This window comes from Candidatus Contendobacter odensis Run_B_J11, assembly GCF_000531125.1.
Lineage (GTDB): Bacteria > Pseudomonadota > Gammaproteobacteria > Competibacterales > Competibacteraceae > Contendibacter > Contendibacter odensensis.
In genome coordinates this window covers 1-11,845 of record NZ_CBTK010000296.1, presented here as the reverse complement: position 1 = coordinate 11,845, position 11,845 = coordinate 1, and the positions used below count along the sequence as shown (strand labels likewise).

The window sequence follows — 11,845 nt, the reverse complement described above, 5'->3', positions numbered from 1 at the left end:
ATAAATTTTTCAGAAGGGTGTGTTGAAAAATTCCACAACCTGTAAATGATTGCTATATAACCGCGCCTGCCAAAAAACTCGTCTTCAGCAATTTTTTGTGCGCGATAACTCAACCAGCCATAGTCATCCAGTACCAGTACGGCACCCGATGTCATTCGGTCAAATAATAATTCTAAAGCACCTACTTCTGCTGGTGCGTTATTCAGATCGATGTGCATGAAAGCAATTTTTTCCGGCGATACCTCGTGCAAGATTTGTGGCACCAACCCTTGGGTAACCACTACGTTAGAAACATCACTGAAGCGATGGCACACCGTCTCATATAGGCCTGTCCCAAGCTCTGGCATCCCATGATGTATCATGGAATCATTATGTTCAAATGAATCATAAAGATAGTATTTTTTGTCACAGTTCATAAAGTCAACATAATCGCAGACAATACGAGCGCTTGTTCCCTTGTAGCAAGCGCATTCTATAAAATCACCTTCCAATTGCATAGCTCGTAGCGCTGCCCAAGTTAATATGCTGAATCGCCAAATAATGGATTGCTCAATATTCGTCTTAGCATGACGAGTAAATGCCTCCATAAATTTTTCATCATCTAGAAAACTTAAATTTTTGCCGTAGGTAAAAAGGTTATCACCCAAAAATACACCTGCACCGTTAATTTGATTAACTACATGCTGGATTCCTTTGCAAAATTCCTTTGGGTTATTAACATCGGTAAATACTGATGATTCAAGCCAATTTTTCATTAATTTTTCCTTTGTCAATCATCAGGCTAGGTAAAAATGGCAATATATCAGTCGCACTAAAGTCAAACTGGCGCTGCATTTTGGTAATGCTAATCTGCGGAAAATTTAGTCGTTGTGCCTTTGGTGAAATTTCAATCGTGAACTCGGCTAAAGTACGCAATGCTTGCAAAATGGCGTAATAAGAAAGGTTTACACCGCTGGCAAGATTATAAATTTTTTCTCTCCCATTTGTAGCAATAACAGGTAACATTTTCACCACATCATCTAGCCAGATATAGTCTTTTTCGGAATCAAGCGTGGTATGCAAAACTACTCGTCTATTTGTATGAATCGCCGATATTATTGCTTGTAAAGCTGTCGGAGATTGCGAGCCACTACCTATCACATTTGACAATCTGACGACTCTAGCTCTCGGATCTCGAAAGCAAAGCGCCTCACCAGTCAGTTTGCTAAGGTTGTAGAGATCATCTAACTCCAAAGGATTCACTATTAACCGTTCATCTTCACTACCGCTAGCAGCATTCAAATATACCCTAGTAGAGGATAAATACAGCAGACTGTCAAAGTGAGATCGACTCAATATTTCGGCCAAATAGCAGACATGGGCGTTAATAGTATCGAAAGGACGGTTGCGAAAGTCGGCAGTTAAACCAATACAGTATAGAATATGGCCCAGTGGCTCAGTAAAAATCCAAGGTGCATTGCGTGGAGGAGTCAGTACATTATGGCCTTGTTTCTCCAGATAGCAATGCAGATGCGAACCAATAAAACCGGTCGCACCTAGAACGGTAAAACATTCCCTAACCACTACCGCCGCCAACCAATTCGGCGTAGGGGATTACCAATATTTATTGAGTAAGGGGCTAGTTCACTTCTGACTAGCGACCCTGCTCCTACTACACAACCCTGATGGATAATCGCTCCATCTAAGATTACACAGTTGGCTCCAATCCACACATCATTCTCAATCAAGATTCCACCACGACTCGGTTGGAAGCGTTGCATCTTAATAGTTACATCTTTGCGTTGGAATTCATGGTTGACTGCCGCAAAAGTACAGTTAGCAGCGATAGCTACGTCCTCACCAATATTGACACCATTGCCAGAATAAATCACTACTCCTGAATTAATCACAGTGCCCCTTCCAATTCGAACATCACCAAGACCGCCTGTAAATTTAATTTTGACAAAACTATCAATGGAAACTTCATCTTCAACAATCAACTGGCTCCCTTTAATAGAATCTTCCAAATCCGCTAAATGTGATATTCGGGCTAGATTAGAAATAATATGCATGGCTATCTTCCTAAATTAATTTGATTTTCCATCCGTGACAAAAAACATCTGTTCCATTTTGCTATTCAACGGATAGACGGCTACGGTTGCATGTTCCCCAAATCCGCTCCAACCGCAACAAAAAACCGGGCAGCACATCCTCACCGGTCAAGGTCTCCGGCCCTTCACATATCTCAGTGGGCTGCTCCGGACGATAAATCTCTACGCACTGGGTCTCGGTATCGATCAACCAGCCCAAGCGAACCCCGTTCGCCAGATATTCCCGCATCTTAGCCTGCAAGGACTCCAAATTATCGCTGGGCGAGCGCAGCTCAGCGACAAAATCCGGACACAACGGTGCAAAACGACGACGCTGCGCCGCAGTCAAGGCAAACCAACGTTCTCTCGACACCCAAGCCGCATCCGGCGAACGATCCGCGCCATTGGGCAGATGGAAACCGGTCGACGAATCAAACACCTCACCCAAACCCCGCTGCTCGTTCCACCACCACAATTGACCGGTCAACTGCGTATTCCGCAACCCGGTTTCACTTCCGGTCGGCGACATGACAATCAATTCCCCTTGGGCGCTCCGCTCCAAATGAAGTTCAGGATTCGCCTGGCAGAGCTGGACAAAGCGTCGCTCGCTCAAGCGCGGCGGCAGGCGCAAGGTTAAAGCCGACATCGGTACTTTCCCGACTCAATGACCCGTGAACCCATCGAATACCTCCTCCAGACTCCCTGCATCCAACACCCGCAGTGCCCAAGCTTCCAACTGCGCTCGATCCGCCTGCTGCAAGCGTGCCTGCGCCCATTCCGGTGCCTCACCAAAGCGTTGCCGGAGAAGCAATTCCACTAATTCAACCTGCCCCTGGCCGATCCCCTTCTCCATCCCCTTCTCCATCCCCTTCTTCATCCCTTTGCGCAACGCAATTCGTTCAAAACTGCTCACATATCGCATCCGCTTTTCCTCTTCAAACTGTTGCACTTCCGTCCATAACTGGTTTTCCAGTCTCTCCGGCAACGCCAGCACCCAGTCGATAAACCGGAACAACTCCAGAATCTCCGTTCGCCGGTGGCCCCGCCGGTACAGGCTCCGAATCAGCCCCAGTTTCGCCCGGTAACGTTCGCTGTCCGAACCCGCCGTCTCCTGCGCCTTCAGATGCGCCTGCGTCACTACCGCAAACGGATTACGCGACGCTTCCAACTCCATCCACCGCGCCCGATAATCCGTCAGACTCACCACCGGGAAGCGCAACCTCATCTGACAACCCCAGCGGTCGTAGCCAAACTCGCCACACCCGCTCGGATACGGCTCGCCCAGCACCGCCAGACTCACCACCGGCCGGGCGTGAAGATCATAAATTCGATAATTATAGACAAACATCCGCTGGGCAAAATCCGGTTTGTCCTCACCCTGCACCTCGACATGCACCAGTACCCAGTCCTCCGCGCCATCCCGCCCGGTGATCCTCACCAGTTGATCCGCCCGGCGCTGGCCCAAGGCCGCGTCCCGCACTACCTTCTGCAACTCCTTGTCCAGCAGCGTATAACCCTGCGTCCAGTCGATGCCCACATAAGCCGCCGGGAAGAAAAATTCCAGAAACGCCGGGAAATACCGCGCCAGTACATGCTTCCAGGGTGAATCGTAGTCCGTCATTCCGCTTCCTTCGTCAGGATTTGGATAGCATTCGTCTCATGCAATCGGTCGAGCCGTTACCCTGACTCCCCAAATCCGCTCCAACCGCAACACAAAACCGGGCAGTACATCCTCACCGTTCAAGGTCTCCGGCCCTTCACTCACTTCAGTGGGCTGCTCCGGACGATAAATCTCTACGCACTGAGTCTCGGTATCGATCAACCAACCCAAGCGGGCCCCGTTCGCCAGATATTCCCGCATCTTAGTCTGCAAGGACTCCAAATTATCGCTGGGTGAGCGCAGCTCAGCGACAAAATCCGGACACAACGGTGCAAAACGACGACGCTGCGCCGCCGTCAAGGCAAACCAGCGCTCTTTCGACACCCAAGCCGCATCCGGCGAACGATCCGCGCCATTGGGCAAATGGAAACCGGTCGATGAATCAAACACCTCACCTAAACCCCGCTGCTCGTTCCACCACCACAATTGACCGGTCAACTGCGTATTCCGCAACCCGGTTTCACTCCCGGTCGGCGACATGACAATCAATTCCCCTTGGGCGCTCCGCTCCAACTGAAGTTCAGGATTCGCCCGGCAGAGTTGGGCAAAGCGTCGCTCGCTCAAGCGTGGCAGCAGGCGCAAGGTTAAAGCCGACATCGGTACTTTCCCGACTCAATGACCCGTGAACCCATCGAATACCTCCTCCAGACTTACCGCCGACAATACCCGTAAATGCGGGGTTCCATTTTGCATCGGGTTTGAGTGAACCGGAGCGGTCAGTGACATTCATCGTAAAGCGCACTTCAAGCTGGGTGATCGAGTGTTTTTATTTAGTAGATTTAGTAGATACTTTGCCACGAGTATAACAATGGATATATCATGCTAAATGCAGGTCGTAGTACTGCTCACCAAAATTTCAGCGTAAAACCCGGACGATTCTTAATCTCCATCAACGCATCGCCCACCCCCAGCACCACTAACCCTTGCCGCTCCGCATAATTCAATACACTCTCCTCTATCGCCAGACTCGCCAGAATCCCCACCACGGGATAACGGGCGTACTCCGGGAAAAATTCTCGAAACGCCGCAACCTCCTTAACAAAGTGATCCACATCCGCACTACGCAAAGTACTTTTGGTGCTGTTTAAACCGACTTGCTCTCCCTCGGTTACCGCAATCGCGTCAAACTCCCAAGTTCGCCCGTCTGCTAGTCGTCGTTTACGTCGCACTGATAAATCCGCCACTTCCTGCCCCAATACATCCCGCATGATCCGTGGCAAGCTCGGTGCTACCAAATCTTCCACCAACGTACCCATCTTGTTCGCCAGATCGCCCCATTGCCGGTTCATATCCCGACTGGCTTTTTGCGATTCGTCCTTGAAGTCCCTCATCTCATTTTTGAAGTCCCTCATCTCATTTTTGAAGTCCTTCATCTCATTTTTGAAGTCCTTCATCTCATCCTTGAACACCCGCAATTCCGCTTCCGTGCGCATTTGAGAGTTGTATAACTTATTGAACTCGATCCCCACGTTGAGAACAAATTCGTGTACCGCTTCTTCCAGTCGATCGACTCGTTCCACGACATCGGACATAAGTACTCTCCAAATCTCACTTCCAGATTTTCAAATGGGGAATGGCCGTCACAAACTGCCCACCCTGTCTTTGAGTATAGCTCAGTTGCGCCATAATCTCTTCTTTCAGGTTCCAAGGCAGAATCAGTATCACCTCCGGTTTTTCTTCATGCAGCCGTGCTTCGGCTACGATAGGAATGCGGCTACCGGGGAGGAACTTGCCCTGTTTGGCCGGATTGCGATCCACCACCCAAGGTAATAAATCGGGACGCACCCCGGCATAGTTCAGCAGCGTATTCCCTTTAGCGGCAGCACCGTAGGCCGCCACTTTCCTACCCGCCCGCTTCGCCTCAATGAGAAAAATCAGCAGATTATTCTTCACCTGGTTGGCCCGAGCCTGGAACCCAGCGTAGTAACCTGATGTCGCCATGCCGACGGCGGCTTCGTCGGCTAGCAGTTCAGCCACACAGGCACTGGGCGGGTGCGAGCCGGTATCCTGGCGCTGGGCAAACACCCGCAGGCTACCCCCGTGAGTCGGTAATTCCTCCACATCGAACACGGCGAGACCGTTGCGCTGGACGATACGAACCATTGTCGTGAGCGAGAGATAGGAAAAATGCTCGTGATAAATCGTATCGAACTGGTTCTCGGCCACCAAGCGTAGCAGATGCGGAAACTCGAAAGTGACCACTCCCGCAGGCTTCAGCAACAGGGCAAAGCCCGCCACGAAATCGTTAATATCCGGGACATGAGCAAGGACATTGTTGGCAACGGCTAAATCGGCCTGTCGGCCCTGTTCCGCCAACTCACGGGCGAGCCGCACCCCGAAAAAATCAGTGACGATGGCGATGCCCTTTTCCCGGGCGGCAGTCGCGGTGCTGACGGTGGGTTCAATCCCCAAGCAAGGGATGCCACGCGCCTTCACATAGTGCAGCAAATAGCCATCATTAGCTGCGACTTCAACCACATGAGACGCTGCATTCAGGCCAAACCGCTCCACCATTGCGGCGACATAGGCTTCGGCGTGCTGTAACCAAGTCGTGGAAAACGAGCTGAAATACGCATAGTCGGCAGCAAACAATGCATCCGCTTGGGCGAAATCCTCGGTCTGCACCAGCCAGCACGCCTCGCACACCAGTACCCGCAACGGAAACCACTGTTCCGGGGCGCGCAGAGTCTGCTCGTTCAGATAGGCATTGGACGGCGGCGCACTGCCCAGATCAATCAAAGGCAAGCGCAGCGGCTGTCCACAATGGCGACAGTTCATACAGCGATTCCAGAAAAACCAGCCGACAGCAGCGCATGATTTTGATCGCGCGGCGAAATATCGGCCAGTGGCAACGGCCAAGAAATATCCAGCCGGGGATCGGCATAATGCAATCCTCCCTCAGATTCCGGGGCATAGGGCGCGGTATGCAGGTACAGCAATTCTGCGTCATCACTCAGCGTCTGGAACCCGTGGGCGCAGCCTTCCGGGATCAAAATCATCGCACCATTTTTCGCACTCAGTTCCACCCCAACCCATTGTAAAAAAGTGGGTGACCCCGCTCGAATATCTACCGCCACATCGAACACCACCCCACGCAGGCAGGTAATAATTTTAACTTCCGCATGAGGCGGTTGTTGAAAATGCAACCCGCGCACGCTGCCATGCTGGCGAGTCTGAGAATGATTAATCTGCATAATGTGACGGGAACCCAGCAATACCCTCAATTCCTGCTCACAAAACAGACGAGTCAAGCATCCACGCGGATCACCCAGCGGTTGCAAACTTAGCTTGTAAACATCGGCTAGCATCGTAGGCGTGATCTCGAAACGGCTCACCGATCCTCCCAATAGCTTTCAATTTGTGCCAACGTCACCGCCTGCAGATCCTCACCTGCCTGATGCGCCCGATACCAAGCCACCATTTCCGCCAGCGCCCGTTCCAAATTCCAGCGCGGGCGCCAGCCCAACTGCTCATAAGCCTTGGCGCAATCGAGTTTCAAATAATTCGCTTCGTGCGGATGTGGATCGCCGTCCTGACGCCAGCCTGCACCCTCGCCCCACAGCGCCGCCAACCGTTCCACCAGCCAATGCACGGGTTGGGCATCTTCTTCTCTTGGGCCAAAATTCCAGCCTTCCGCATACACTGGTCCTTCGGTCCACAGCCGTTCCGCCAGCAACAGATAACCACTCAATGGCTCCAGAACATGCTGCCAAGGTCGAACCGCGTCAGGATGACGGATCGTCACCGGACGACCGGCCTGAAAAGCGCGGATGATATCCGGCATCAAGCGGTCTTCCGCCCAATCGCCGCCGCCGATCACATTGCCGGCCCGAGCCGAGGCCAGCGCCACGCCATGCTGGGCATAGTCGGTCGGCGCGAAAAAGGACGCGCGATACGCAGCAGTCACCAATTCCGCGCAACCCTTGCTGCTGCTGTAAGGATCGTCACCGCCCATGGGATCATTCTCACGATAGCCCCATACCCATTCACGGTTGGCATAGCACTTGTCACTGGTAATATTCACCACCGCCCGCACCCCGCCCACCTGGCGCACTGCCTCCAGTAAGTGGACGGTGCCTAAAACATTGGTCGCGTAGGTCACTACGGGTTGCAGATACGACTGAACTACTAAAGGCTGCGCCGCCAAGTGAAACACCACCTCGGGCCGATATTCCCGCACCATCGCCCACACCGCATCGTAATCACGGATATCACCCATAATCGAATTCATGCCCTCACCCACCCGAGCGGCTTCAAACAAACTGGGTTGGGTCGGCGGATCCAGCGCATACCCCGTTACTGATGCGCCCAGCCGCTGCAACCAAAGACACAGCCAGCCGCCCTTGAAACCGGTATGGCCAGTCACCAGTACCCGCCGGCCCAGCCAGAAGGTCGGATTCACAGCCAAACCTTCCAAGGCGCTTGACCACTGGCCCATAAATCTTCCAGGTAGACCTTATCGCGCAGGGTATCCATTGCCGCCCAAAAACCGGGATGTTTGAAAATAGACAACTGACCTGCGGCGACAATGCGTTCTAACGGTTCGCGCTCCCAAATCGCGTGATCGCCCTCGATATAATCCACTGCACCGGGTTCGATCACGAAGAATCCGCCGCTCGCCCACGCGCCATCGCCCTTAGGCTTTTCGCGGAACGACATCACTCGCTCCTGCTCGACTTCCAGCGCGCCAAAACGACCACCAAGCTGGATGCCGGTCACAGTCACCAAGGTTTGCGCCTGTTTATGGAAGGCGATGAGTGCGCCAATATCTACATCAGACACTCCATCGCCATAGGTCAGACAGAAGGTTTCGCCATCAAGGTATTCGCGCACCCGGCGCAAACGTCCGCCGGTCATGGTTTCCAACCCAGTATCCACCAAGGTAATCAGCCAAGGTTCAGCATGACGATGATGAACTTCCATCGCATTACGCGCCATGTCGATAGTGACATCCGACATATGCAGAAAGTAATTGGCGAAATATTCTTTAATCATATAACCGCGATAGCCGCAGCAGATGACAAATTCGTTGATACCGTGTGCGGAGTAGAGTTTGAGGATATGCCAGAGTATCGGTCGCCCACCGATCTCAATCATCGGCTTCGGTCGCAGATGGCTTTCCTCACTGATCCGAGTGCCGAGTCCGCCGGCCAAAATGACAGCTTTCATGACTTTTTCCTTCGATGTACTGGGGACAAGCGGCGTGAATCCACTACGCTCATCCGCCGAAAATTTGACGATTCCCACTTGCCCCGTCGCTCTATCAGCTCAACTAGCAATAAACTTGCCAGCCCTGATCCGCCCAGCACTGCATCCTGGTCCAACTCGAAGGCAACGATTGTTGACTATGACGCACGGTTGGGAGAAAGAATGATTTAGAAGGTTTCAGGCGGCGCCCAGATAGTGCCAGGCGCGAGCTTTGAACAGGCAATAGACCGTGTCGCCTTCCGCTAGTGGTCTGTCATGCTCGATTTTATGAGGTCCAGGTGGCGGTGCTGAGCTGCCCGGCGGGTGAACCTGATCGAAACGAGCCCTGACCGAAAAATACATTGTGCGCCTGACCCCGGAAGAGCGTGAGGAACTGACGGCCCTGGTGAGCAAGGGCAAGACATCGGCCGCCAAAATCCGCCATGCCCAGATCCTGCTCAAAGCCGATGCCGAGGGTCCGAATGGGACGGATGCGCCGATTGCAGACGCCTTTTCGGTCCCTCTTCGCACCGTCGCTGGGATTCGCAAACGCCGGGTATGCCAAGGAGTGGAAGCGGCACTGAACCGGCAACCCCAGGCATATCCGTCGCGCCCCCCGAAGCGGGATGGGGCGGGGGAAGCCCGAGTGCTGGCGCTCAGTTGCAGCAAACCGCCGCCGGGTCAGGTCCGCAGGTCGCTGCGGTTGCTGGCCGATCGAGTGGTGGAACGGGGTATCGTCGAGAGGTTCTCGCATGAAAGTGTCCGACGGGTGCTCAAAAAAACGAACTGAAACCGCATCTTTGTCAATCATGGATGATTCCCCCCGAACAAAACGGTGAGTTTGTCGCGCGGATGGAGGAAATTCTGGATACCAGCCCTTTCAAGGTGTAAAAATACAACATTGAAAATCAATAAGTTGAATTTAACCTCGAACACTCTTCTTAGCCAAACCCGATGTTAGGCCGAGTTGGGTAACAGAGAATCAGACGGTTACGTCAACCATCAACTGAGCACATTGAAAGGGCTGGTATCCAGAATCCAGTCCTTTCAAGGTGTAAAAATACAACATTGAAAATCAATAAGTTGAATTTAACCTCGAACACTCTTCTTAGCCAAACCCGATGTTAGGCCGAGTCGGGTAACAGAGAATCAGACGGTTACGTCAACCATCAACTGAGCACATTGAAAGGGCTGGTGTGGGAAAGGAAAATTTTGCGGGCAGCGCTTGGGTGGGTCTGGATATACCGTACTCGTGCGTACACCCAAAAGTCCTTGCTGAACCTAAATTCCAGGATTACAATTCTCCCAAAATGGGAGAAAATGTAGAAACCATGCGCGTGATCGCCAAGAGTACCTTGAGGCAATTCTGGGAACAGCCCGCTTACCGTGATGCCCAAGGCCCACTCGAAAGTGGGTATGAGGAAGCCCTTCGATCCGCATGGACTTCACCGCAAGCGGTCAAATCCCAATACGGTAGCGCGAGCATTTGCGGGAACCATCGGGTTGTTTTCAATATCAGTGGGAACAAATATCGGTTGGTGGTCGAAATGCAGTACCGGGCAGGAATTGCGTGGGTGAAATTCATCGGCACTCACGCCCAATATGACCCAATCAACGTAGAGCGCGTGAATGACTATTAAACCGATTCGCAATGACGACGACTTGCAGGCCATGTTCTCCCAACTTGAACAGGTCTTCCAAGCCCAAGAAGGCACGCCAGAAGCCGACGAAATGGAAGTGCTGGTAACGTTAATCGAAGCCTACGAGAACCGGCATTACCCCATCAGCACGGCTGATCCAGTGGAAGCCATCAAATTCCGCATGGAACAACAGGGACTCACGCCTCGCGATCTTGAGGCGTATATCGGTTCCAGTGGACGAGTCTCCGAAGTGCTGAACCGCAAAAGGCCCTTAAGCCTAAAAATGGCGAAACGCCTGCACGACGGCCTCTGTATCCCCTATGAGAGCCTGTTAGGCAGGGTTGCATGAAAGAGAAAGTTCTACCGTAGTAGTAGGGTACGCACCGCGTACCGCCTTAAGTTGATGGCCGTGCGGCAGTGCGCAGAGGCTGAACATCGCGCCATCCTGAAACAGGTTTTGCTCAGGCCCCAGCGTCAGAGCTTTGCTCAAGTGTTGGCGTCCATGCCGGATCCAGGTCTCGACGAGGACTTCGCCCGCAGTCAGGATGAGACCGTCACGCATGTGTTTGATTGATACGAATGTCATCAGTGAAATTCGCAAAGAAAGACAAAGCCTTGCCTCCCCGCTTTCACGCGGTTTGCGTCGTCAGTCGCAGGCCCATTGCTCCACACACGCGCATCACCGTCTCAAAACGAACTTTGCTGGTCGGTTGCAGAGCCTTGTACAGCGACTCCCGACTCAGCCCCGAAGCTTTGGCAATCTCAGTCATGCCTTTGGCGCGGGCGACATCGCCCAAGGCGCGGACAAACTCCGCCGGGTCGTTTTCTTCCAGCACAATCGCCAGATATTCGACAATAGCCTGGTCATCTTCCAGATATTCGGTAATGTCAAATTCCGACAGGTCGGAAATTTTGATTTTCTCAGTCATCCGTTAATCCTCTACCGTGGTCGCTAGTTGGATAGCGCGGGCAATGTCGGCAGATTGCGTGGACTTGTCGCCGCCACCGAGCATGACAATCAGTACTTCGCCGCGCTGGACGTAGTACATCCGCCAGCCAGGTCCAAAAAATTCCCGCATTTCAAAAACGCCGGAGCCGACCGATTTGACATCGCCCAGAGAGCCTTGCTGCACTTTACGCAAGCGCCGCGCCAGCCGGCGCTTCGTGAGACCGTCGCGCAGGCCGGTCAGCCAGCGCTTGAATTCGGGCATTTCGATCAATGTGTACATAACCCAAGTTGCCACCTTCCCTGCTTCAGGAGACAAAATTGAGGCTGCAGGCGAGAACAA

17 protein-coding genes are annotated in these 11,845 nt (G+C 52.7%); 3 read left to right on the top strand and 14 right to left on the bottom strand.

All coding sequences use genetic code 11. From position 1 onward, the window contains the following. The 11 genes from BN874_RS19505 to rfbF all read right to left on the bottom strand — a co-directional run. A partial coding sequence (locus BN874_RS19505; RefSeq protein WP_051498102.1) for a TylF/MycF/NovP-related O-methyltransferase occupies nucleotides 1-755 on the bottom strand: 755 nt, incomplete at its 3' end. After that, nucleotides 739-1,575, bottom strand: a complete 837-nt coding sequence (locus BN874_RS23955; protein ID WP_081756539.1) for an NAD-dependent epimerase/dehydratase family protein — start codon at nucleotides 1,573-1,575, stop codon at nucleotides 739-741. The genes BN874_RS19505 and BN874_RS23955, both read right to left, overlap by 17 nt. Beyond that, nucleotides 1,563-2,051: an acyltransferase gene (locus BN874_RS19495; protein ID WP_034436122.1), complete on the bottom strand. Its 489-nt coding sequence runs from the start codon at nucleotides 2,049-2,051 to the stop codon at nucleotides 1,563-1,565. Before BN874_RS19495 ends, BN874_RS23955 begins: the two co-directional genes overlap by 13 nt. Nucleotides 2,052-2,112: 61 nt before the next feature. Further along, nucleotides 2,113-2,715, bottom strand: coding sequence for a Uma2 family endonuclease (locus BN874_RS19490; RefSeq protein ID WP_034436120.1), 603 nt, complete (start codon nucleotides 2,713-2,715; stop codon nucleotides 2,113-2,115). 15 nt (nucleotides 2,716-2,730) lie between these two features. Continuing rightward, nucleotides 2,731-3,690, bottom strand: a complete 960-nt coding sequence (locus tag BN874_RS19485) for an RpnC/YadD family protein (protein WP_034436118.1) — start codon at nucleotides 3,688-3,690, stop codon at nucleotides 2,731-2,733. A 36-nt stretch (nucleotides 3,691-3,726) separates the two neighbouring features. After that, a complete protein-coding gene (locus tag BN874_RS19480) occupies nucleotides 3,727-4,326 on the bottom strand; it encodes a Uma2 family endonuclease (RefSeq protein WP_034436116.1) in 600 nt (199 codons plus the stop codon). 248 nt (nucleotides 4,327-4,574) lie between these two features. Next, nucleotides 4,575-5,261 (bottom strand): hypothetical protein, encoded by a 687-nt coding sequence (locus BN874_RS19475; RefSeq protein ID WP_034436114.1) that lies wholly within the window; start codon nucleotides 5,259-5,261, stop codon nucleotides 4,575-4,577. Between the two features lie 16 nt (nucleotides 5,262-5,277). Then, on the bottom strand, nucleotides 5,278-6,507 hold the full coding sequence (locus BN874_RS19470; RefSeq protein ID WP_034436112.1) for a class I SAM-dependent methyltransferase: 1,230 nt from the start codon (nucleotides 6,505-6,507) through the stop codon (nucleotides 5,278-5,280). Next, complete coding sequence (locus tag BN874_RS19465; RefSeq protein WP_051498103.1) at nucleotides 6,504-7,037, bottom strand: dTDP-4-dehydrorhamnose 3,5-epimerase family protein; 534 nt, start codon at nucleotides 7,035-7,037, stop codon at nucleotides 6,504-6,506. Before BN874_RS19465 ends, BN874_RS19470 begins: the two co-directional genes overlap by 4 nt. Nucleotides 7,038-7,060: 23 nt before the next feature. Further along, nucleotides 7,061-8,167, bottom strand: a complete 1,107-nt coding sequence (rfbG, locus tag BN874_RS19460) for a CDP-glucose 4,6-dehydratase (protein ID WP_051498100.1) — start codon at nucleotides 8,165-8,167, stop codon at nucleotides 7,061-7,063. Further along, entirely contained in the window at nucleotides 8,128-8,898 is a 771-nt protein-coding gene (gene rfbF, locus BN874_RS19455) for a glucose-1-phosphate cytidylyltransferase (RefSeq protein ID WP_034436109.1), read from the bottom strand. The genes rfbG and rfbF overlap by 40 nt, the downstream gene beginning before the upstream one ends. 382 nt (nucleotides 8,899-9,280) lie before the next feature. Between rfbF and BN874_RS19450 the strand changes: the two genes are divergently transcribed. From BN874_RS19450 to BN874_RS19440, 3 genes are all read left to right on the top strand, one after another. Continuing rightward, the gene (locus BN874_RS19450; RefSeq protein ID WP_195912234.1) at nucleotides 9,281-9,706 is read left to right on the top strand and encodes a helix-turn-helix domain-containing protein; all 426 of its coding nucleotides are present in this window, start codon (nucleotides 9,281-9,283) and stop codon (nucleotides 9,704-9,706) included. Between the two features lie 541 nt (nucleotides 9,707-10,247). Then, nucleotides 10,248-10,556, top strand: a complete 309-nt coding sequence (locus BN874_RS19445) for a type II toxin-antitoxin system HigB family toxin (RefSeq protein WP_034436129.1) — start codon at nucleotides 10,248-10,250, stop codon at nucleotides 10,554-10,556. Further along, nucleotides 10,546-10,905: a helix-turn-helix domain-containing protein gene (locus tag BN874_RS19440; protein WP_034436104.1), complete on the top strand. Its 360-nt coding sequence runs from the start codon at nucleotides 10,546-10,548 to the stop codon at nucleotides 10,903-10,905. The genes BN874_RS19445 and BN874_RS19440 overlap by 11 nt, the downstream gene beginning before the upstream one ends. Here the strand turns inward: BN874_RS19440 and BN874_RS24785 are convergent. The 3 genes from BN874_RS24785 to BN874_RS19425 are packed head-to-tail and all read right to left on the bottom strand — an operon-like array spanning nucleotide 10,888 to nucleotide 11,785. Further along, complete coding sequence (locus tag BN874_RS24785) at nucleotides 10,888-11,142, bottom strand: hypothetical protein (RefSeq protein WP_154725035.1); 255 nt, start codon at nucleotides 11,140-11,142, stop codon at nucleotides 10,888-10,890. The two genes, BN874_RS19440 and BN874_RS24785, sit on opposite strands and share 18 nt — an antisense overlap. A gap of 43 nt (nucleotides 11,143-11,185) precedes the next feature. Further along, nucleotides 11,186-11,485 carry an addiction module antidote protein gene (locus BN874_RS19430; RefSeq protein WP_034436103.1) on the bottom strand — a complete coding sequence of 100 codons (300 nt, stop codon included), beginning with the start codon at nucleotides 11,483-11,485 and terminating at the stop codon, nucleotides 11,186-11,188. 3 nt (nucleotides 11,486-11,488) lie between these two features. Next, the gene (locus BN874_RS19425) at nucleotides 11,489-11,785 is read right to left on the bottom strand and encodes a type II toxin-antitoxin system RelE/ParE family toxin (RefSeq protein WP_034436101.1); all 297 of its coding nucleotides are present in this window, start codon (nucleotides 11,783-11,785) and stop codon (nucleotides 11,489-11,491) included. Nucleotides 11,786-11,845: the final 60 nt, after the last annotated feature.